At 47.1% G+C, this 20,926-nt stretch carries 18 protein-coding genes; 4 read left to right on the top strand and 14 right to left on the bottom strand.

Annotation, left to right across the window (positions count from 1 at the left end):
• Positions 1 to 96 precede the first annotated feature (96 nt).
• The 4 genes from GO755_RS08480 to GO755_RS08465 form a co-directional block, all read right to left on the bottom strand.
• Positions 97 to 1,857 carry an ABC transporter ATP-binding protein gene (locus GO755_RS08480; RefSeq protein ID WP_157584325.1) on the bottom strand — a complete coding sequence of 587 codons (1,761 nt, stop codon included), beginning with the start codon at positions 1,855 to 1,857 and terminating at the stop codon, positions 97 to 99.
• A 78-nt stretch (positions 1,858 to 1,935) separates the two neighbouring features.
• Positions 1,936 to 2,370, bottom strand: coding sequence for a ribose 5-phosphate isomerase B (rpiB, locus tag GO755_RS08475; protein ID WP_157584324.1), 435 nt, complete (start codon positions 2,368 to 2,370; stop codon positions 1,936 to 1,938).
• Between the two features lie 71 nt (positions 2,371 to 2,441).
• Positions 2,442 to 2,876 (bottom strand): response regulator, encoded by a 435-nt coding sequence (locus GO755_RS08470; protein ID WP_157584323.1) that lies wholly within the window; start codon positions 2,874 to 2,876, stop codon positions 2,442 to 2,444.
• On the bottom strand, positions 2,842 to 4,005 hold the full coding sequence (locus tag GO755_RS08465; protein ID WP_157584322.1) for a sensor histidine kinase: 1,164 nt from the start codon (positions 4,003 to 4,005) through the stop codon (positions 2,842 to 2,844). The genes GO755_RS08470 and GO755_RS08465 overlap by 35 nt, the downstream gene beginning before the upstream one ends.
• A 230-nt stretch (positions 4,006 to 4,235) precedes the next feature.
• Here GO755_RS08465 and zwf point away from each other — a divergent pair, with 230 nt between their 5' ends.
• The 3 genes from zwf (at position 4,236) to pgl (ending at position 7,055) form a co-directional block, all read left to right on the top strand.
• On the top strand, positions 4,236 to 5,735 hold the full coding sequence (gene zwf / locus GO755_RS08460) for a glucose-6-phosphate dehydrogenase (protein WP_157584321.1): 1,500 nt from the start codon (positions 4,236 to 4,238) through the stop codon (positions 5,733 to 5,735).
• A gap of 119 nt (positions 5,736 to 5,854) precedes the next feature.
• Complete coding sequence (locus GO755_RS08455; protein ID WP_157584320.1) at positions 5,855 to 6,205, top strand: cupin domain-containing protein; 351 nt, start codon at positions 5,855 to 5,857, stop codon at positions 6,203 to 6,205.
• A 115-nt stretch (positions 6,206 to 6,320) separates the two neighbouring features.
• A complete protein-coding gene (gene pgl / locus GO755_RS08450) occupies positions 6,321 to 7,055 on the top strand; it encodes a 6-phosphogluconolactonase (RefSeq protein ID WP_157584319.1) in 735 nt (244 codons plus the stop codon).
• A 77-nt stretch (positions 7,056 to 7,132) separates the two neighbouring features.
• Here pgl and GO755_RS08445 read toward each other — a convergent pair whose 3' ends face one another.
• From GO755_RS08445 to GO755_RS08420, 6 genes are all read right to left on the bottom strand, one after another.
• The gene (locus GO755_RS08445; protein ID WP_157584318.1) at positions 7,133 to 7,330 is read right to left on the bottom strand and encodes a hypothetical protein; all 198 of its coding nucleotides are present in this window, start codon (positions 7,328 to 7,330) and stop codon (positions 7,133 to 7,135) included.
• A 372-nt stretch (positions 7,331 to 7,702) separates the two neighbouring features.
• Positions 7,703 to 8,155, bottom strand: coding sequence for an RES family NAD+ phosphorylase (locus tag GO755_RS08440; protein ID WP_157584317.1), 453 nt, complete (start codon positions 8,153 to 8,155; stop codon positions 7,703 to 7,705).
• A gap of 90 nt (positions 8,156 to 8,245) precedes the next feature.
• Positions 8,246 to 8,686, bottom strand: a complete 441-nt coding sequence (gene parS / locus GO755_RS08435) for a type II RES/Xre toxin-antitoxin system antitoxin (protein WP_157584316.1) — start codon at positions 8,684 to 8,686, stop codon at positions 8,246 to 8,248.
• A gap of 102 nt (positions 8,687 to 8,788) precedes the next feature.
• Complete coding sequence (locus GO755_RS08430; protein ID WP_157584315.1) at positions 8,789 to 10,177, bottom strand: GH1 family beta-glucosidase; 1,389 nt, start codon at positions 10,175 to 10,177, stop codon at positions 8,789 to 8,791.
• Between the two features lie 136 nt (positions 10,178 to 10,313).
• On the bottom strand, positions 10,314 to 11,924 hold the full coding sequence (locus tag GO755_RS08425; RefSeq protein WP_157584314.1) for a hypothetical protein: 1,611 nt from the start codon (positions 11,922 to 11,924) through the stop codon (positions 10,314 to 10,316).
• A 245-nt stretch (positions 11,925 to 12,169) separates the two neighbouring features.
• Positions 12,170 to 12,574 carry a hypothetical protein gene (locus GO755_RS08420; RefSeq protein WP_157584313.1) on the bottom strand — a complete coding sequence of 135 codons (405 nt, stop codon included), beginning with the start codon at positions 12,572 to 12,574 and terminating at the stop codon, positions 12,170 to 12,172.
• Positions 12,575 to 12,932: 358 nt separating this feature from the next.
• Here GO755_RS08420 and GO755_RS08415 point away from each other — a divergent pair, with 358 nt between their 5' ends.
• Positions 12,933 to 14,537, top strand: a complete 1,605-nt coding sequence (locus GO755_RS08415; protein ID WP_157584312.1) for a carbohydrate-binding domain-containing protein — start codon at positions 12,933 to 12,935, stop codon at positions 14,535 to 14,537.
• A 100-nt stretch (positions 14,538 to 14,637) separates the two neighbouring features.
• Here GO755_RS08415 and GO755_RS08410 read toward each other — a convergent pair whose 3' ends face one another.
• The 4 genes from GO755_RS08410 to GO755_RS08395 form a co-directional block, all read right to left on the bottom strand.
• A complete protein-coding gene (locus GO755_RS08410) occupies positions 14,638 to 15,063 on the bottom strand; it encodes a hypothetical protein (RefSeq protein ID WP_157584311.1) in 426 nt (141 codons plus the stop codon).
• 120 nt (positions 15,064 to 15,183) lie between these two features.
• Positions 15,184 to 16,200 carry a bile acid:sodium symporter family protein gene (locus GO755_RS08405; protein WP_157584310.1) on the bottom strand — a complete coding sequence of 339 codons (1,017 nt, stop codon included), beginning with the start codon at positions 16,198 to 16,200 and terminating at the stop codon, positions 15,184 to 15,186.
• A gap of 44 nt (positions 16,201 to 16,244) precedes the next feature.
• Complete coding sequence (locus tag GO755_RS08400; protein WP_157584309.1) at positions 16,245 to 17,333, bottom strand: glutaminyl-peptide cyclotransferase; 1,089 nt, start codon at positions 17,331 to 17,333, stop codon at positions 16,245 to 16,247.
• Positions 17,334 to 17,393: 60 nt separating this feature from the next.
• Positions 17,394 to 20,777 (bottom strand): methylmalonyl-CoA mutase family protein, encoded by a 3,384-nt coding sequence (locus GO755_RS08395; protein WP_157584308.1) that lies wholly within the window; start codon positions 20,775 to 20,777, stop codon positions 17,394 to 17,396.
• Positions 20,778 to 20,926: the final 149 nt, after the last annotated feature.

The raw sequence follows: 20,926 nt of genomic DNA, 5'->3' as shown, positions 1-20,926 counted from the left end.
AGTTTGACCCCGATGGGGTCAGATGTTTATAGAGGAAATAATTGCTATAAATATCTGACCCATCGGGGTCAAACCGAAAATGACATACCAATCACTTCATACCGGAACAGCACTAGTCCGGCGCTCGCCGATTTGCTGGCGCCACATGGCATAATAAAGACCTTTTTGGGCGACGAGTGCCTCGTGATTGCCGGTTTCGACAATTTTACCTTTTTCCAGGACAAAAATCGTATTTGCGTGTAAAATCGTTGATAGTCGGTGAGCAATTAGAATGGTAATCTGCGAATTCATTGCCGAAACGCTCCGAACGGTATCTGTGATTTCTTCTTCGGTGAGCGAATCCAGGGCCGATGTTGCTTCATCGAAAATCAGTAATCTAGGGTGTCGGACTAAGGCGCGGGCAATAGATAGTCGTTGTTTCTCCCCGCCTGACATCTTCAATCCGCCTTCGCCAATTTGCGTATCGAGCCCCTGTTCCGAACGGGCCAGTAAATGATCGCAGGCAGCTTTGTCCAGCGCATCGAGCATCTCGGCTTCGGTGGCATCGGGTTTGACAAATAATAGATTCTCCCGAATGGTGCCAGCAAAGAGGTGCGTATCCTGCGTAACGAACCCGATTTGCCGACGCATCGGATTGAAGCGAATATCTTTTGTCGAAATGTCGTTGTAATAAATTTCGCCGTCCACAGGCCGATAAAGCCCTACCAGCAACTTAACCATCGTTGACTTTCCTGAACCCGATGGACCAACAAACGCGATGGTATCGCCGAGTGAAGCTTCGAACGAAACTCCATCAATGGCATTCTGATTCGCGCCGATATGCCTAAAAACAACATTCGAAAACCGAAGTCGCTCAATAGGTCCTACTTCAATGGGTGACTCAGGGTTTCGTTCGATGGGTTTCTGCATCAATTTCTCGAAGCTATTCAGTCCGGCTTCGGCTTCGCGGTAGGCCAGAATAATATTGCCTAATTCCTGCAACGGATTGAAGATGGAAACCGAAATAAACTGCATGGAAATTAACTCGCCCGTACTCAGTACGTTGCGAAAAATCAGCCACAGTAGTGTGAACAAGACCGACTGCTTGAGAATATTTAGCGTCGTGCTTTGCCAGAACGATAGGAGTCGTACTCGCCGAACTTTGAACATCTCCAGCTCGAAAATGCGACCCGTTTGAGTTTTAAGTCGGCGGATTTCGGGGAAGGTCAACCCCAAGCTTTTAATCAACTCGATGTTTCGTAGCGATTCAGTAATAACGCCCGAGAGCAGAGCCGTTTCGCGATTGATCGAGCGTTGGGTTGTTTTGATCTGTTTGCTGAGCAAGCCTGTCAGGCCACCCAGTAAGAGTACCCCAATTACAAATACCGGAACCAGTGCCCAGTGTTTTGTAATGGCATACCAGATCAGAAAACCCATGCCTACGATGGACGAAAACAGCACGTTAACGAAGGAGTTGATGAACTTCTCGGTATCAGTACGTACTTTTTGCAGAATAGATAAGGTGGCCCCGCTGCTTTGATCACCAAACTCCTGATACGATAGGCGAAGAGTTTGCTTTAGCCCGTCGTTGAAAATATCGGTGCCGAATTTCTGGACAACCAGACGCGTCACGTACTCCTGAAACGCCTTGGTTATGTTTGATAAAACAGCCACTCCAACGGCTATGGCTAATAAGTGAAGAACACCCCTAACTTTTTCGATTTCAGTTTTGGCGCCGGGATGAGTTGCATATTGGTCAATAAGTTTCCCGAAGATAATTGGGTCGACCAGGGCGAGGATTTGGGCAATACCGGCCAGAACCAATGCCAGAACGGCCAGCCAGCGATAAGGCTTCAGGTATTTCCAGAGAATCTGCATTTATATGTGCTATATGATGTAAGATGTAGGCTGCTGTATTGATAACTACATCTTACATCATATAGCACACATCATACATCAATATTTATCTAGTTCCTGAATTCGGGCCAGGTGACGACCTCCTTCAAAAGGTGTGTCGAGCCAGATTTGAACTAATTTCAGGGCTGTTTCTTCACTCATCATGCGTTCGCCGAGCGAAATGACGTTGGCATCGTTATGCTGCCGACACAAGCGAGCCGACTCTTCATTCCAGCATAATCCGCAACGTACACCCCGCACACGATTGGCGGCAATAGCCTCGCCATTGCCCGATCCGCCTAATACAACACCTCGTTCTACCTCACCAGCTGCTACCGCTTCGGCCACAGGTCGGATAAAGAGGGGATAATCTACCGAAGGCGTTGCGGCATAGGTGCCTTTGTCGATAACCTCATGTCCGAGGCCGATAAGCATTTGTTTGATGGCTTCTTTATACTGGAAACCGGCATGGTCGGAGCCAATGGCAATTTTCATTTGGAAGTTGAATTAGTCAGAAAATAGAATCTGCAGCAAAGGTAGAAGATGTTATTGATTACCTGAACGGATTAGCCGTTTAAGGTATCATCTGGTAAAGCTGCTATATATTCATCTGCAATTGTCCGGAGCATAGCACTGGTGAGAGGTTTTGTATAATAGCCCTTCACATGCTCGATCATAGCCGCCCGTTGCGTATCGCGGGGGGCCAGCGATGTCGTAAGTACGATCACGGCCAGCCGACTTTTGAGCTGATCATCCAGGTAGTGATACTGTTCCAGAAACTCGAACCCATTCATGCCGGGTAAATTAACATCCGTCAGAATAAAATCAGGGCGAATGTAATCGGGCTGACTGGTATCTTCCAGATAGCGGAGAGCCTCCGTGGCATTTTCAGCAACCCGGACGTGATCACACAATCCTGAATCGTCAATAACTACCTGATGGAGAAAATTATCATCCGGGTCGTCGTCAATTAGCAGAATACAGTGTATCGGTCTGAGCATAGTGATGTGTGGTTTTAATGATTTTCGGAAGGGTAAAATAAAAGGTTGTGCCTACGTTAACAGTACTTTCAATCCAGATTTGACCACCGTAAATGTCAATAACTTTTTTGCAGGTCGCCAGACCGATGCCTGTTCCTGAGAATTCATTGCGCCCGTGAAGCCGCTGAAAAATCTGAAATACCCGCTCAAAATATTGACGCTCAATTCCTATGCCATTATCGCGAATCGAGAAACAAAATTGATCGCCCTCATCGACAGCCTGGATAACTAAGTGAGGAGGCTCCAGTGGTTTTCGATATTTTAACCCATTTGAAATCAGGTTCTGAAATACCTGTTTAAAGTCTGTATAGTGTGCCGTCATTGTGGGCAGCGGGCTCACATCAATTAGAGCACCACTTGCCCGGATCTCAGCCTGTTGTTCTTCCAGAATTTCAGTAACCAGTTCATTTAGATTAACTTGTGTGAAGGCTACTTCATTGCCTACTCGTGAAAAATCGAGTAGATCATTGATTAGTATACGCATTCGTTCGGCCGCTTTGGTCGAAGTTTCAACCAGCTTGTGTGCATCAGCAGGCAGTTGGTCGCCGTATTTCGTGTTAAGCAGTTTCAGGTAGTTTGAAATGGTTTTTAAAGGCGATTGAAGATCGTGTGAGGCTACGTAGGCAAACTGCTGAAGCTCTTCGTTGGAGCGCGTTAGTTCGGTTACTGCCTGCTGACGGAACAGTAGTTCGTGCTCGTATTCTTTTGAGGTACGCAGGCCCACTGCTTCATCGAAATACCGAAATAACGCCACTACGGTAGCAACTGACACAACCCCTGTCACGAAGCGCACTAAGGCACTAATACGGTAAACCGGTATCCAGAATATGACCACATCAATGAGATGGGTGAGGCCACACAATAAAATAAACGCACCGAACAACCAGAAAACACCAGGCAAAGGGACACCCTTTTTTACAAAAAGATAACGAATTAGAACCAGGGGAATGACCATATAGGCCAGCCAGATCATCAAATCGGAAATAATATAAAGCCATCCATGAAAATCGGTCCATCGGCCACAAAACCAGCGTGGCGGCCAGTCGCTTGTATCGGTAAGATGACTAAAAAACTCGATTACCTGTTCCATGTTAGTTTACGGCGAAGGTGGTTATGTAGCAAAATAGTTTATATAAAACAGATAAAGATAATTCGCCAACTGAAATAATATTGGGCGAACTGAACAAAAAAGTTCGTTGGAATGGTTTACCCGGAAAGTAAAGCGAGGTTTGTGGACAACCTTCTGGAAATCTGCAGACCTGTAAATTTGTTCAGTATAGGGCGTGTAGGTAATTTGCGCCCCGTCAATACAATCGACTTATGATTCCAGCTACTAATCAGCGCCCAGCTGCCACCATTTTATTCATCTTTGGCGGCAGTGGCGATCTGAACCTTCGCAAACTGACTCCCGCGCTCTACAATCTCTACCTCGATAAGTATCTGTCCGACCGCTTTGCTGTGGTTGGTTTGGGCCGAAGCCCCTATACCGATGAGTCCTTTCGTGAGCGATTACTAGAAGGGGTACAGTCATTTTCCCGGCGTAAAAACGATTCTGATAACGCCTGGGGAGCGTTTGCTCCTGCCGTGTCCTACTTACAAATGGACGCTGGCGATAGTGCCGCTTACTCGAAATTGTCTGACTTTGTCTCCAAAAAAGAAGGCGAGTGGGGCGTATCGGCCAATGTTGTTTTCTACCTGGCGGTTGCCCCGCAGTTAGTGCCTGATATTGCGACTAACCTTGGTAAGCTTGCGCTTTGTGGCGATAAATCGAGGGTTAGAATCGTGGTTGAAAAGCCCTTTGGCCGTGATCTTAAAACCGCTATGGAGCTGAACGCGCTACTGGGCGGGTTGTTTGCCGAGGAGCAGATTTATCGTATCGATCACTATCTGGGTAAAGAAACCGTGCAGAATATTCTGGCACTTCGGTTTGCCAATTCGCTGTTTGAACCCATCTGGAACCGGCGTTACGTTGAATATGTGCAGATTACAGCTGCCGAAACCGTAGGCCTTGAAGGGCGTGGCGGGTATTATGAAGGCTCTGGTGCGCTGCGCGATATGATTCAGAATCACCTGCTTCAGATGCTTTGTATGGTTGCAACCGAAGCGCCTATTTCATTTGAAGCTAACGAGGTACGCAATAAAAAAGTAGATGTACTCAATGCGATTCGCCGGATCAAACCCGAGGAGGTAAAGGATGTGGCCGTTCGGGGACAGTATGGCCCCGGAAAGAAAGATGGGAAAGCCATTCCTGGCTATCGGGAAGAAGAAGGTGTAAAACCCGATTCGGCAACCGAGACTTTTGCTGCTGTCAAACTTTTTGTTGATAACTGGCGCTGGGAAGATGTGCCATTCTACCTGCGTACCGGTAAGTCATTGCCCGAAAAAGCGACTATTATCACCATTCAGTTTAAGCCTGCGCCTTATTACGCGTTTCCCGAAGAAGCCACGCATAGCTGGCAGTCGAATCGGTTGACGATTGGTATTCAACCCGCTATGGATATTCGTCTGCGTTTTCAGGCCAAACGACCTGGCCAGACGCTGGCTATCGACCCGGTTGAGATGGTGTTTAGTTATAAAGATGCTTACGACGGACAAGAGCCGGAAGCCTACGAAACGCTGCTGCTCGATGTTATGACTGGCGATGCAACCCTGTTTATGCGGGCCGATCAGGTTGAAGCGGCCTGGAAAGTGGTTACGCCAATTCTGGAAGCCTGGGAAAGTGAAACCCCCGACTTCCCAAATTATGAACCAGGTTCCTGGGGCCCCGAAGCAGCCATGAAACTCGTTGAGAAAGACGGATTTCAGTGGATGGGGAAATAATTTTCCAAGCACTAGGTTCGATGTTCCATATTGACTGATGCGTAAATTGTTGTTGCTAAATCGCTCTATGGAACATTGAACTTGAAACCATACTATTGGCCCGGCTTAAACTTGAAACAATGGAAAATACCCAACTTGCAACCCTCTTTGTCGATGATGAAAGCCTGCCATGGGAGCAGGTAGCGGAAGGCGTGAAACGCAAAATCATGACCTACGATGCCAACCTGATGATGGTTAAAGTCGCCTTTGAAACGGGTGGTATTGGTGCAGCTCATAGCCATTATCATACGCAGATGAGCTACGTAGCCAGTGGGGCGTTTTCGATTATGATTGGCGACGAAACCCGCATCGTTCGAACAGGGGATGCGTATTATATTCCGCCCAATGTGTGGCACGGAGCCGTTTGTGAAGAAGCCGGTGTGCTGGTCGACATTTTTACGCCCATGCGCGAAGACTTTGTGAACTACTGATGACCATTTTGATTTTTAACGAGAAGGCAAAGATTAATTTTTTGACAGGATTGACAGGATTCCCTCCGAAAAAACTAATCCTGTTCATCCTGTCAATCCTGTCAAAAGAAATACTATGCAACTCATTATTAAAAAGAACCCCACTGAATTGGCCAAAGCAGCGGCCGATTTTATTGCGAAACGCATCAAAGAGGTTCTGAAAAAACAGGATCGATTTACTATTGCTCTATCGGGGGGAAGTACGCCTAAAGCGCTGCATGAGCTATTGGCTAAATCCCCCTACGTAAACGAAATTCCCTGGCTGCAACTGCACGTATTCTGGGGCGATGAACGCTACGTACCTATCGACGATGAGCAGAACAATGCAGGTATGGCCTACGACACACTGCTGGGCCATGTTTATACACCTGAAGATCAAATTCACGTCTGGCGTACCGACCTCGAACCCGCTGCGGCTGCCGCTGATTATGACCGTATTCTGCACGAATACTTTGAGGAGACTGGTCCTACGTTCGATCTCATTCTGCTTGGCATGGGCGACGATGGCCATACGCTTTCACTCTTTCCGGGTACAGAAGTCGTTCATGAACAAACTGCCTGGACGAAAGCCTATTTTCTGACGCAGCAGAACATGTTTCGCCTAACACTGACGGCGCCAATCGCGAATCGAGCGTCATGTGTATTATTTTTAGTGGCTGGCCCGAAAAAAGCCGAACCCTTGCATGAAGTGTTGGAAGGAAACTACAACCCCGATAAATACCCGTCGCAGATTATCAAACCTGTGCATGGCGACCTGGTTTGGCTGATCGATGAGAAGGCAGCAGCCTATTTAACAAACAGCTACTCCTGATCGAAGAATTACCTATATCCTTCAACGACAAAGGCCCTCCTGATTGAGGGCCTTTGTCGTTGAAAAAAGAAAATCGATTACTTGATCGAATCTTTCTTAGTTGTGTCGCTCATCATGGTCGATGTCGAATCACCCGCCATTTTCGTTGAATCCGTGCTCATCGTCGAAGTCGAATCCGTTACCGTTGTTGATGTTTCAGTGGTTTCGGTTTTGGTGCTCGAGCAAGCTGTTGCTAAAGCCATCATGGAGAGAAGGAAGAATGCAGATTTTGCCATGGTTGCAATGAATTTGAGTTAGTCAGATTGTTTGATTATTAATTCGTTTAAATAAGAAAAGTAACCCATGTTCTTCTATAAATTTTTGATCTGACCGAAGATTTATAAATAAACGTCAACGTGAATGTTTATTTAAGCGTCTATGGATGATCAGGGCTATTCAGTCAACTAGGTTTCATGGGCAATTGCGCCATAAATCAGAATTAAACTACTTAGTCACTGATCAATGAACATCGATCAAACAGAAATGGGTGAGATTCCTGATACATAAGCAGATAGATGCTGAATTGTTATTGTTTTTTACTGAGTGGGCGCAAGCAATAAGTCTATGAGTCTACACTCAACTTCATCGACGTTTACTGAATGAATAAATCATTCCTTTAACCTTGGGTCGAATGGATGTGGCTCAATACTAATAAGTTTGAGCTTTGAGTGTTCAGGATGGAAGGGATTAAGAAGGAAGTTGAATTCGATTGGCGCATGAGCAGATGGAACGCGCATTATCCAGAATTTCTGCTCAGCGATCCATCGATCTGTTCTAGTAGCTAGTTCTTCCAGGTAAGGTAGTTTCTCCCAGTCAATTGGAAGATCGTTGCTGTTGACAACTGTAATGGTAGCGTCGGCAGGAATCTCGACCGTTACTAATGATTGATTTTTTGGTATTATTCGAGAATTCGCTAATACTTCCAGTTTGGCTAGGGATACATGCTCAGCCAGATAAAGGAGCTGAGTACCTTCACGATGCCAGCGGCCGGGTCCATATAAGCCTCCGGTTCCCTGCAAATCATTGGCATACTTCGTTTTTGTAATTCGGTACAGCTTCATGCAGGCAAAGATATGTGCCTATTTTTGTGAAAAGTGGTTGATAACTTATTTTTGTTATGTACACTAACCTATTTTTTGTATAATCGGAAATTAGGAAAAGAGACCATGTAATAAGGCATTGAGTACATTCATTACCTGCTTGCGCCCAATCATCGATGCTAACAATTGAATTGGCTTTTTATCCTGCAAAGCTGGGATGGGGGAGTTTAGCCAGTACTCAAGGTCTTCTTTATCTTCAAAAACCTCCATACCTTTTTCATACACCTCTGCTAAAGAGATAGCTTTTTCTGTTTCATCCTGCGTTAATCGTGATTTCGCACGAACCCGACGCTGATAAGTACTCTCTGAAATAGACAGGATTTGGCTCATTTCTTTATTGGTAAAGCCAAAATTGTTTTGCAGAAACGCCACTGATTCCATAGGTATTCCTTCGTTCACCATGTCAATAAGATCAAATTCATGCCGAACGGAACGCTTGATAAATCGATCTCCTCCCAGTCCATCTATAATTTTTTGAACAGATACCTGCATAGTTATTTGATAGTTTTTTTACTGTCAAATGATAATAATTAATCAAAGATAAGCATTCAGATTAATAAATTGATCAATTTCTGAATGGTTAACCGAGTCCAATTAGTATTTACTCACAAATGACTTTTTGGCAAGGAGTTGCTGAAACCAACGTCCCGACGCTTTCACAATTCGTTGCTGCGTTCGGAAATCGACGTACACCAGACCGAAACGAGGTCGGTATCCTTCAGCCCATTCAAAATTGTCCAGGAATGTCCAGGCAAAGTAGCCTTCGACTGGAGAGCCTTGCTGCTTGGCCCGGAGAACTTGTTGGAGGTAATTCTGATGATAGTCAATGCGGGCTTTATCGTTCACGGCACCTTGTTCAACCCGGTCGTAGAAAGCGGCTCCACTTTCGGTGATGTAGATTTTTTTGACACCTTCGTACTGGTCGAATTGCCGAATAATCCGGTACATGCTTTCAGGGTAAACCTCCCAACCCATCTCTGTGATGGTTTGTACATTTCGTCGGAGGGGCGACACGTCTTTGGCCCACAGATAAGGCATAAAATACGACTGCTCCACAACCGCCCGGAAATAATGCTGGAGTCCAACGAAGTCGAAGTTGAACGCGAGTCGTTCTATATCGCCGGGTTTGGCCACTTTTTTGGCAATGCCAGCCAGAAAAGGCAATTCTTTTGGGTAGCCCAGTCCAAGAGCAGGTTCAATAAAAAGTCGATTCATGAGCGCATCCACCCGGATAGCAGCCGCCTGGTCGCTGGGGGTAAACGGATCGATGGGGGAGCAGGAAAACGTTGTACCCACCTGTGCATCGGGCACGTTACGCCGAACGACGCGCCCACCTTCGGCCTGAGCAAGGGCAGTATGATGGATAACGGGGAGCAGATTTCGAAAGCTCCGTCGCCCCGGCGCATGCTGGCCCGTAAAATAACCCAGTACCGAAAACGCCAGTGGTTCATTCAGGATAATCCAGTGCTTCACTTTGTGGCCAAATGCCTTGGTGCAGACATCGGTAAACTCGGCAAACCAGTCGACAATTTTTCGGTTTGGCCACCCACCTTTTAGCTCAAGCGCCTGCGGCAAATCCCAGTGGTAAAGTGTGATCCAGGGCGTAATGTCCAGACTAAGGCAATGGTCAATTAGCCGGTCATAAAAAGCAAGTCCGGCTTCGTTGATGCGTCCGCCCTGATTCGGGCCAACGCCATCGGGCAGAATGCGGGACCACGACAGTGAGAATCGAAAGGCATTGAACCCTAGTTCTTTATGTAACAAAAGATCGGACTCATACCGGTCATAGAATTCGCAGGCTACATCAGCCGTTTCGCCTGTTTTGATCTTCCCTTTCTGCCGGCCAAAGGTATCCCAGACGCAGGGTGTTCGCCCGTCGCGGTCAACGGCTCCTTCAATCTGGTAAGCAGCGGTAGCGGTTCCCCAAACAAAGTCGGGGCCGAACGCATGGCGGTCAAAATTCAGTGGATCAGATGGGCTCATCAATACGTTGCGTAACTAAATTGTGCGCAAAAGTACCGCCTTCCGTCAATCGAAGTACCTTAATTCAATAATTTAACATTGTAGTTTACATACGGCCTGTCGGCAAAGCACTAAGTGGAATGACTGGTGTTTTGAGTTAAACAAAGTGCTTTTCCAGAAAGGCACGCCCATTGCTAATGCTCAACTTTTCCACAATATCGTTGGGTACCTGTATGGGATTTAAGGTAACCTGAGTTCCATTCAAATGAGCGACCATTGCAGTGAGCGTAGATTTCATATCCTCCCCAAACAAACTGTCCAGATGATCGGCGGTAGGTGCTTTTTTTAGGGCTGAAATCAGACCATCATAGTCCGAACCAAGACAGATATGATCCCAGGGATTAAGGTCTGCCGGCACTTTCCCTTCGTTCTTAGCCAACTCAGTTATCAGCACGATATGAATCACTGACTGGCAAAACGTCCACAGATCGTGAAGGCTAGGGGAGGGTTGTCCATTAAAAAGATTCGGCAGTGAGTTCTGCGGGTAAAAAGAAAACGTAGTAGGATTCTCCACCCAGTCCTTAGGAAATTCTTCTTTGCTAAAACGCTCATCTTCAACGTCCTTATTGGCGAGTGTTGACCCTATGATTCGTCGATCCATGGAAATGCCAATCAATCCCCTTGTTCGCATAATCTGAACAATGTCTTCATTGTATAAATTAATTGACCATGGATTAAACGGAATATTGACCAACTCTCCGGGAGATTTTTCACGTAGAAATCCCCCAATCGGCTTGTACTTAACAATTGTATTTTTGGGGCGATCACCAGGTTGGCGAATACCCCCTTTGGCAATGGGTGGCGTATCCCATGAGCAACCCGCTACGCCCATATGGGTTGCTATAAGTGGTACATCGGTTAAAGTGGGGTCCGCCTGAAAAATTTCATATACGCGTTTGCGGGATGCGAGGCTCAGGTGTTTTACGTCAACCAGAATCCGGTTTTCCGTTGGTGTTTCGCGTAGAGCAACTTTCAGAAACGTTTCCCCAAACGCACTCATTCCATTCCCCGTTGGATCAAAGGTGCCCACGTCGACTTTATTAGCTGCAAATCGAATGGGAATAGCCCAGGCGTGGTTGGCCAGTACATTCTGACCATGGTGGGTCATTGTAATGTAAAACAGCCGGGGAAATTTGTCGGGGTGATCTTTTGAGTTCTTTTTCCAGGTAATAAGCGCGTCAATAATTTCCTGTGGATTTTTCTCCTGCTCGACCAAATCTTTTCGGGTATAGAAATTATGGCCGCCTTCTATAGAAGCGACTACATAAACCGTGTTAGGATCTGGATTCGCCGGGTACTCGGTTATGCTGGTCAGTAATTGATAGTGGCGCCGATTTGCCTGATTTTTTATAAAACTCTGAAAATGAGCAATGTCTCGATCAATCAGAATATGATGATAGTCTTTTACCTGATTTTGCATATTTTCAAGAATATGCGTGCCCAGGTTTTTTATTTTCTTCAAATCGTCGACGAAGGCATAGACGCGCTCAAAGGCTAGAAAACTGGCGACAACTAAACTGCCACCGGGTATTTGCCCAAAGCTTGCCTGTGAATCCAGCGAGTTTCCAACAAGCTGCTCAACGCATTCCGAAAAAGGAACATTCAGCTTTATATCGACGGCATCGACCGGATTTGGGCATGACGCCACATCGTCGTTGAGTAGGCCAGATTTAAATGAAGGATGGCAATGAAGATCAAAGAAAGGCATAGTTGATAGGCGTTTAGGAATAATCGTACAGGAAGAGCCGAACTGGACTATATCGGGTATTAGAAGCAAAACGAAATGATGCAACAAGCCGATAAAGCTACTGAAACTACTATAGGTAAAGTAGGGGGAATTTCCCGTTTTTTTCTGGTAATCAACAAGTTTGTAGGCGTCGCAATGTAAAATAGACCTATAAAAAAGAGGGCCTGGTAACTTACCGGGCCCTCTTTTTTACTTTATACCGTGCATTAGCCCCGGCGGCCATAAGGGCCGGGCTGATTCCTGTTGTACCGGTTAGGTTGCTGAGCGGCAAATAACCGATCACGTTGGATTGGCGTTAATACGGCCAGCATATCCTGACGTTTGCGCAGTTGAAGCTGACGAAGGCCATCGGGTGTCATGCGGGAGGTCTGCATAATACGGTCATAACTGTCTTCGATCTTATGCAACTGTTTTTCCTGGCGACGGGACAGGCCAACGATGGCGTCGATTCGGTCGATTTTAATGTCGTCCTGATATTGATCGTTGTCGTAACGAGAGCCTCCGTATTGAGGAGGGCGATTGTCAAAAGGTTTTGAATAAACGCCTTGAGCGAAAGTTACTGTGGTCGCTAAGCTGAATAAGGTGAGGGCGGTTGCAATTATCTTTTTCATGATCAGTACGTGTTTAGTTGTGCGTTACTGATTCTTAGAAGCGAATGGCTCATCAGCGTTTAATGGGCATATAGTCCCATCTGGTCGAATGCCGATTTTTAGCAGCTAAACCCGCTCAACTTTCCTCTAAATGACTGGTAAATTTTTTTGATCGCTTCGTCGAACAAGCTACTTTATCGACTAGCATGGTCGCCTGATTTATCCCAAACGGCCTCCGGGATGCAACGGAAAGCCTATTCACTGCGATATATAAGAAAAACACAGGCAGTTCTAGCCGGTGGACGATACCAATATAAAGAGAACAGGAATCCCCCAATTGTGCTGGCTCGATGAGTCAGCTTTACCAAATTAGAACACCATGAACAAAAAAGAATGGCAGAGCCAGGCACGTAGTTTAAGCGAATTTTTTACAATTCGGAACATAGGTATACCGATTAGTAGCCTTTTATTAGTGGCATCGCTGATGGCCTGTTCCAAAGACAGTGATAACATAACTGCGGGCGGGACAACCACCGGCGGGACAAGCTCAACCGCAACAACGGGCAGCTCGGTTGCCATTGATAGTGTATCTACCACGTCGACCGCACCCGAAGGCAATACCGCTATAGCCGCGAATACCGATGATTTACTGGCGAACTCGACGTTTTCGTCTACCGTAACAATTGGATTCGGTAGCACCGTAAATATTTCCAATCCATTGTCAGCAAAGGGCGTTACCATTACTGAATCCAACGGCGATGTGATCATCACAGCTACCGCTTCGGAAGTAGCCTATGAATTGTCGGGAACAACAACGAATGGCTCGGTGAAGATCTACAGTGATAAGAAATTCAAACTGACATTAAACGGGGTTAACATTACCAATGCTGATGGACCCGCTATCAACATTCAATCGGGAAAACGGGCATTTATCATCCTGGCCGATGGAACTACCAATACACTGGCCGACGGTACAACCTATACTGCCAGCGGTACCGAAGACATGAAGGGTACCTTCTTCAGCGAAGGGCAACTGATATTTAGCGGCACAGGTAACCTAAGCGTAAAAAGCAATAATAAACACGCCATTGCCAGTGATGATTATATTCGGGTGATCAGTGGGAACATTACCGTGACCGGCGCTGTATCTGATGGAATTCATACAAAAGATGCGTTTATAGCCGATGGAGGCACATTTGCCATCACGGCTTCTAACGATGGTATTCAGTGTGACGAAGGCTACATCGTTATTAACGCCGGTACGTTCACGGTAAACTCTGTTGATAAAGGTATATCTGCCTCCTATGATACCGACACAACCATTGACCCATATATAACCATCAACGGAGGGACAATCAATGTAACGTCATCGGCTGGAGAGGGGATTGAAAGTAAAAGCGTATTGACCATTAACAACGGCGTCATTACGGTAAATTCGAAAGACGATGGCATCAATGCGGGTACGTTTATCTACATCAATGGGGGTAACACATATGCCTATAGCACCTCGAATGACGGTATCGATTCGAATGGTAAGATCACGGTTACAGGTGGTAAAACTGTAGCCGTTGGCACGACTGCTCCTGAAGAAGGGTTCGATTGTGATAAGAACACTTTCAAAGTAACCGGAGGCATTATCGTGGGTATTGCGGGAGCGACCAGTTTGCCAACATCAACGGTGACTACCCAGCCTTGCGTCACGCTGGGGGCGGGTACGGCAAATCAGTTAATCAACATTCAGTCGAGCGATGGTGTCGAAGCCCTAACCTTTCTGATTCCAAGAGCCTATGCAACTATGTTATTTTCAAGCCCTAAGCTGAAATCAACGACAACGTATAAGGTATTTACCGGCGGAAGTGTGTCAGCCGCAAGTACAAATGTCAATGGCATTTATACCGGTGGTACGTACACGGCTGGAACGCAATCGACTACGTTTACCATGAGTAGTACTGTAATGAAAGTTGGCGGAAGTGTAGGGCCTTAACCAATTTACGGTTTCTTAGTGAAAGGGGTTTAACAGACCATACGCCATATCTTTAGAGACATGGCGTATGGTCTGTTAAACCCCTTTCACTAAAGTAAGATTATCCTCGACGACCGAAAGGAGCGCTCGGCTGATTTTTGTTATATCGATTATTGGGCTGAGACTGATACGCGAACAAACGATCTCGTTGGGCTGACGTCAACACGGCGAGCATATCCTGACGTTTACGCAATTGGAGTTGACGTTTGGTATCGAGCGACTGGCGAGGGTTAGCCAAGAGCCGATCATAACTGTTCTCGATTTTTTGTAAGTCTTTTTCCTGCTTACGGGATAAGTTCACCATCGCATCCAACTGGTCGATTTTCAGGTCATCCTGAAATTGATCATTGTTGTTAAAACGAGGGGCTTGAGCCTGCGGTTGGCCTGGACGATGATTGTCAAAAGGTTTCGAATATACGCCCTGAGCGAAGGTTACCGTAGTTGCTAAGCTGAAAAGGGTAATAGCGGAAATGAGTGTCTTTTTCATGATCAGTACGTGTTTAGTTGTGCGTTACTGATTCTTAGAAGCGAACCACTCACCAGCGTTTAACGAGGCAATAAGCCCATCTGGCCGAATGCCAATTTTCGAAAGTGGAATCCTGCCGAATCACTCCTGAATGACCTCTATTTTTTTGGTCTGTCGCCGAGCCATTGCCTGTGCTATAATGCTGGCGACAATGAGCTGAAGGGCATGATAGATCATAATCGGTAGTAGAGCTACCCCGGCCATACTGCCCGGAAAAAGGACATTGGCCATTACACTGCCCTGCACCAGCGATTTCTTGGAGCCGCAAAACAGGGCCGTAATTCGGTCTTCGCGATTAAACGTCAAGAGTCGACTGAGGACTGTAATGAATCCAAAAATAAGAAAGAACAGCCCCAGCATCAGTGCCGATAGCCACAGTAAATCATCTATTGAAATCTTCTCGAACGAATGGAGGGCGAACGATTCGCAAAAGGCTGTGTAGACAATGAGTAAAATGGTAAACTGATCGAAATAACGGAGTGCCGCTTTGTTTCGGGCGGCTAGCCAACCCAGGCGCTGGTTCAGCAAAAGACCGAGTAGTACGGGTACAATAACCTGGATAGTCAACTTTCCAATCACACCAGCAAGATCATATTGACTGGTCGTATTGGCCAGTAAAAAGCTCATCCAAAGGGGAGTGATGAATACGCCAATCAGACTGGAAATGCTGGCGTTGAAGATAGCTGCTGGAAGATTACCACCCGCAATTGACACCATCACCACCGATGAGGAGACCGTTGAAGGCAGAGCCGCAACGTAGAAAATACCCAGCCACAGTAGCTCGGTATCTGGTGTTAAGAAGAGCGAACGGGCGGAAAGGACAACCGCCGGAAACACCACGAATGTCGTAAGGTGAATAACCAGATGAAGTCGGTAGTTTCGTAAGCCTTCGCGCAATTGGCTGAAATTCAGCTTTAATCCGTAAAAGAAGAAAATTAGCGAAACGCCATAGGTAGCTAATGAAGACAACGAAAATAACCCTTTTTGAATACCCGGTTCAGGAAAGAGCCTGGCCAACCCAATCATGGCCAATAAGGCAAAGATAAACCAATCGAGTCCAGCACGGGAGAGGAGGGAGCCTAATGCTATTTTTGCCATAATTAAACGCAAGTAGATTATTTTTTTGACAGGGTTTACTCAGTCTAGCGACTGGCAACAAGTTTTTTCTCCTTGCTCTTAAGCTGAATTTTGGTGAGCGTCGGCCAATTTTTACCTGTAACATAAAATGCGTTTTCTGTGGGTTGGAAGGCTATCCCGTTCAGTACGTTCACTTTAGTATCGATGTTCGTCGGTAAAATGCCTTCCATATTCAGATTGCCGACAACTTTTCCCGATTTAATATCAATCTGAACGATCCGGTTTGTTTGCCAGATATTGGCGTAAACATAGCCGTTCACGTATTCCAGTTCATTGAGGTTCATGACAGGACCCATGTTGTCATATACAAAGAGTTCGCCTTTGCGCTGAAAATCGGGTGACAGAAAGTAGAGCTTGTTGGAGCCGTCACTCTGGATAAGGACTGAGTCGGTATGTGTTAATCCCCAACCTTGGGTAGGATAGGAAAACGTTTTTTCGAGCGCGAAATCCATTGTGTACCGGAAACACACGCCAGATGTCCAGGTGAGCTGATAAATCCGGTCGTTAAAAATGGTAATGCCTTCGCCAAAATACTGATTCGCCAAAGGGACTGATTTGAGGATGGAGCCTGTGGGCAGGTCTATCTGCATCAGTTTCGATTGCCCGTTGAGTCCGGTGCTTTCATACAAAACGCCGTTATGGAACTCAAGTCCCTGCGTGAAGCTACTCGCCTGATGAGGGAGCGTTTTAAGCACCGTATAGGAAACAGATCGGGGGTTAACGTCAGACCAAAATTCGACGCTTAGCGTATCGGAACTGACTGTCTTGTTGGCGGTTTTACCCCGCACAACTAATTGATGCAACCCCAGTTTTTCGGACCCAGTATGTATAGAAAGAGCATTCGCTGATTTCTGAATAATTGGTGTTCCAATATCATCCAAAGAAACGGTGGCCTCGCTCAGCGGTTGGCTAAGCTGGATCGCGATAGTGTCTCCGAGTGTATATGTGGTTTTTGACAGTGAGGCAATCGGCTGCTTCACGTCATCTACTGGAGTTTTCGTTTTTTCATTGTTTTGCTTGCAGGTTAGGACTGATACGCTCAGTAGGATAATAAACAGGAAACGAAAATGGGTAGCTTTGTTAAATGTGCACATTATTGACTATCAGCTAGTTTGATTCTTTTTTTTTGTGGATTTTTTGCGTGAAATAAATCCTTACATATTCCGCCGGTATCGTCCACCTACAGCATAAAGAGCGTTCGATAACTGCCCGAGTGAGCATACTTTGGTCGCTTCCAGCAGGCTCTCAAAAATATTGCCGTTGGCTAATGCCGTGGCTTGTAAATTGCTTAAGGCAGCGTCGGCTTCATCACTATTTCGTTCCTGAAACGTCCGGCAAGACTCAACGGCATAGCGTTTTTCATCGTCAGTTGAGCGTATGACTTCGCTGGGAACGATGGTTGGCGAACCCGCTGGATCGAGAAACGTATTGACGCCAACAATGGGCAGATCACCGTTGTGCTTCAGCGTCTCGTAATACATGGATTCTTCCTGAATCTTACTGCGCTGATACATCCGCTCCATGGCTCCCAATACCCCGCCACGCTCGTTGATGGCCAGAAATTCCTGATAAACAGCTTCTTCCACTAAATCGGTTAACTCCTCAATTACGAAGGCACCCTGCAATGGATTTTCGTTTTTCGTCAGGCCAAACTCGCGATTAATAATCAATTGAATAGCCATAGCCCGCCGAACAGATTCTTCGGTAGGGGTCGTGATGGCTTCGTCATAGGCATTGGTGTGCAGCGAATTACAATTGTCATAAATCGCTAACAGTGCCTGTAACGTCGTGCGAATGTCGTTAAAGGCAATTTCCTGGGCGTGCAGACTTCGGCCAGAGGTTTGAATATGGTATTTGAGTTTTTGTGAACGATCATTGGCTTTGTATTTATGCTTCATTGCTTTCGCCCAGATACGCCGGGCCACGCGCCCAAGCACGGTGTATTCCGGGTCCATACCATTCGAGAAAAAGAATGATAGGTTGGGGGCAAAGGCATCGACAGGCATACCCCGACTCAGGTAATACTCGACAAATGTAAACCCATTAGAAAGGGTAAATGCCAGTTGCGAAATGGGGTTGGCGCCGGCTTCGGCAATGTGATAGCCCGAAATCGAGACCGAATAAAAATTCTGAACCTGTTTGTCGGTGAAATACTGCTGAATATCGCCCATCATTTTGAGCGCAAATTCCGTCGAGAAAATGCAGGTATTCTGAGCCTGATCTTCCTTCAAAATATCTGCCTGAACCGTTCCCCGAACCTTCCGGAGCGTATCAGCTTTAATTTGCTCGTAGACGTCTTTGGGTAACACCTTATCACCCGTGGTACCCAGCAGCAGCAGCCCAAGGCCATTGTTGCCATCGGGGAGAGGGGCGTTGTAAGCAGGGAGTGCGGAGCCAGGCGCGGGGAGTCCCTGCTCCGTGCCCCCTGCTCCGTGCTCTTTCAACCACTTCTCACATTGCTGGTCGATGGCGGCATTCAGGAAAAAGCCCAGCAGCATAGGCGCAGGCCCATTGATAGTCATGGAAACCGATGTGGCCGGGTCGCAGAGGTCGAAACCGGAATAGAGTTTCTTGGCGTCATCCAGCGTACAAATGCTGACGCCCGAATTGCCGATTTTCCCAAAAATGTCCGGGCGAAAAGCTGGGTCTTCACCGTATAACGTAACGGAATCAAAGGCCGTGGAAAGCCGTTTGGCGGGTAACCCCTTGGAGACATAGTGGAATCGTCGGTTCGTGCGCTCTGGACCGCCTTCGCCTGCAAACATGCGTGTAGGATCTTCGCCCTCACGTTTGAGCGGAAACACACCCGCTGCGTAGGGAAACTCGCCGGGTACATTTTCGGTCAGGAGCCACCGCAAAATATCGCCCCAGTCGTGATACTTGGGTAGACTGACTTTCGGGATTTTTAGGTGCGAAAGAGTTTCGGAAAACAGCGGCTGTCGAATGATTTTGTCACGGACTTTGAACTCATAAAACTCGGCAGCATAGCGTTTCTGGACACTGGGCCATTGGCGTAGCAGTGCACGACAATCAGGTTGAAGTCGAGCTTCGAGTTGGTCATAAAGTCGTTGTAGTTCGCTTTGAATCGAGCTATCAGAAACGATTTTTAGTGCGCCGTCAAGCTGGTAAAGCTGACGCGCTAGCGCTGTTTGTTCATGCACGAACTGGTTATATCGACGGCTTTCTTCAACAATCTCAGCCAGATAGCGTACCCGATCGGGAGGAATAATGGCTTGCTGGGTATGGGAAAGGGAGCGCGGAGCATGGAGCGCGGATTCTCCCCTGCTCCCAGCCCCCTGCTCTGTGCCCCCTGCTCCAAGCTCTCTCATCAATCGATCAAACAGCGCGTTCATACCGGCGTCGTTGAACTGAGAGGCTATCGTTCCTAAAATAGGGAGTTTGCCGTCGGGTACATCCCAGCGGTTATGATTCCGTCGGTATTGCTTTCGTACATCGCGCAGTGCATCCAGCGAGCCGCGTTTGTCGAACTTGTTGATTGCAATGACGTCGGCAAAATCAAGCATGTCGATTTTCTCCAGCTGGGTAGCAGCCCCGTACTCAGCCGTCATTACGTACAGCGTTTTGTCAGCGTGTTCGGTAATTTCCGTATCCGACTGTCCAATACCTGAGGTTTCGACAATGATCAGATCAAACTGGGCCGCTTTACAAACATCAATGGCATCCTGTACATAGCGACTTAGGGCCAGATTCGACTGACGTGTTGCCAGAGAGCGCATATAAACACGGCCCGGTTCTCCGACTTGAGCGCTGATGGCGTTCATCCGAATACGGTCGCCGAGTAGCGCACCGCCCGTTTTTCGTTTCGAGGGATCGACCGAAATAATTGCCAGGGTTTTTTCGGGATACGTCCTCAGAAACCGAAGTACCAGTTCATCGACCAGTGACGATTTTCCTGCACCTCCCGTTCCTGTGATCCCTAGGACTGGGACCGATCGATTGCTTTGTTGACTAGTTGGTTTATTGAATTGGTCGGGGTGATTTTCGGCAGTGGTAATGAGTCGGGCAATTTGGTTGGGATGTAGCGGTTGGTCTGCCGATGTGACAATGGCTGGAGGCAATGCAAAATCACACTGCCGTAGCAAATCGTCAATCATGCCCTGTAAACCCATCGCCCGCCCATCGTCGGGCGAATAAATACGGTTAATGCCATAAGCGTGAAGCTCCTCAATTTCCGCCGGTAAAATGGTGCCACCACCTCCACCAAAGATTTTGATGTGACCCGCCCCCAACTCATGCAGCAGATCGTACATGTATTTAAAAAACTCCAGATGGCCGCCCTGATAGCTCGTGACGGCGATTCCCTGCACGTCTTCCTGAATAGCACAGTCCACAATTTCGGCCACCGACCGATTATGCCCTAAGTGAATTACTTCCGCCCCCGATGCCTGCATCAATCGGCGCATCAGGTTGATCGCTGCATCGTGTCCATCGAACAGCGAAGCCGCTGTGACAATGCGGATTTTATGGGTAAACGCCTGCGGTTGCAGGGTAGCGAGTTTAGGCTGTTGAGCAATCATAGACTGGTCTGTTGACGCCGACTTTTGGAATAGGAATATAGCGCACCAAAGTTACGAATCGAACGGCAATGCAATCTTATTCGAGCGTATCCGCCATTCGTCCTGTCAAACAGCTCACTGGCCCACTATTTTACCGATCGATAGCGTTA

Source organism: Spirosoma arboris, from assembly GCF_009754945.1.
Lineage (GTDB): Bacteria > Bacteroidota > Bacteroidia > Cytophagales > Spirosomataceae > Spirosoma > Spirosoma arboris.
Note: the sequence above shows the minus strand (reverse complement) of the source record. Positions and strands in the feature narration are given on the sequence as shown.

What these genes read in the sequence shown, in the direction of transcription:
- GO755_RS08415 (WP_157584312.1), top strand. Translation starts at nt 12,933, where the DNA reads ATGAACAAAAAAGAATGGCAGAGCCAGGCACGTAGTTTAAGCGAATTT.
- GO755_RS08410 (WP_157584311.1), bottom strand. Translation starts at nt 15,063, where the DNA reads ATGAAAAAGACACTCATTTCCGCTATTACCCTTTTCAGCTTAGCAACT.
- parS (WP_157584316.1), bottom strand. Translation starts at nt 8,686, where the DNA reads ATGCAGGTATCTGTTCAAAAAATTATAGATGGACTGGGAGGAGATCGA.
- GO755_RS08440 (WP_157584317.1), bottom strand. Translation starts at nt 8,155, where the DNA reads ATGAAGCTGTACCGAATTACAAAAACGAAGTATGCCAATGATTTGCAG.
- GO755_RS08430 (WP_157584315.1), bottom strand. Translation starts at nt 10,177, where the DNA reads ATGAGCCCATCTGATCCACTGAATTTTGACCGCCATGCGTTCGGCCCC.
- GO755_RS08405 (WP_157584310.1), bottom strand. Translation starts at nt 16,200, where the DNA reads ATGGCAAAAATAGCATTAGGCTCCCTCCTCTCCCGTGCTGGACTCGAT.
- pgl (WP_157584319.1), top strand. Translation starts at nt 6,321, where the DNA reads ATGCAACTCATTATTAAAAAGAACCCCACTGAATTGGCCAAAGCAGCG.
- GO755_RS08445 (WP_157584318.1), bottom strand. Translation starts at nt 7,330, where the DNA reads ATGGCAAAATCTGCATTCTTCCTTCTCTCCATGATGGCTTTAGCAACA.
- GO755_RS08470 (WP_157584323.1), bottom strand. Translation starts at nt 2,876, where the DNA reads ATGCTCAGACCGATACACTGTATTCTGCTAATTGACGACGACCCGGAT.
- zwf (WP_157584321.1), top strand. Translation starts at nt 4,236, where the DNA reads ATGATTCCAGCTACTAATCAGCGCCCAGCTGCCACCATTTTATTCATC.
- GO755_RS08395 (WP_157584308.1), bottom strand. Translation starts at nt 20,777, where the DNA reads ATGATTGCTCAACAGCCTAAACTCGCTACCCTGCAACCGCAGGCGTTT.
- GO755_RS08455 (WP_157584320.1), top strand. Translation starts at nt 5,855, where the DNA reads ATGGAAAATACCCAACTTGCAACCCTCTTTGTCGATGATGAAAGCCTG.
- GO755_RS08420 (WP_157584313.1), bottom strand. Translation starts at nt 12,574, where the DNA reads ATGAAAAAGATAATTGCAACCGCCCTCACCTTATTCAGCTTAGCGACC.
- GO755_RS08480 (WP_157584325.1), bottom strand. Translation starts at nt 1,857, where the DNA reads ATGCAGATTCTCTGGAAATACCTGAAGCCTTATCGCTGGCTGGCCGTT.
- rpiB (WP_157584324.1), bottom strand. Translation starts at nt 2,370, where the DNA reads ATGAAAATTGCCATTGGCTCCGACCATGCCGGTTTCCAGTATAAAGAA.
- GO755_RS08425 (WP_157584314.1), bottom strand. Translation starts at nt 11,924, where the DNA reads ATGCCTTTCTTTGATCTTCATTGCCATCCTTCATTTAAATCTGGCCTA.
- GO755_RS08465 (WP_157584322.1), bottom strand. Translation starts at nt 4,005, where the DNA reads ATGGAACAGGTAATCGAGTTTTTTAGTCATCTTACCGATACAAGCGAC.
- GO755_RS08400 (WP_157584309.1), bottom strand. Translation starts at nt 17,333, where the DNA reads ATGTGCACATTTAACAAAGCTACCCATTTTCGTTTCCTGTTTATTATC.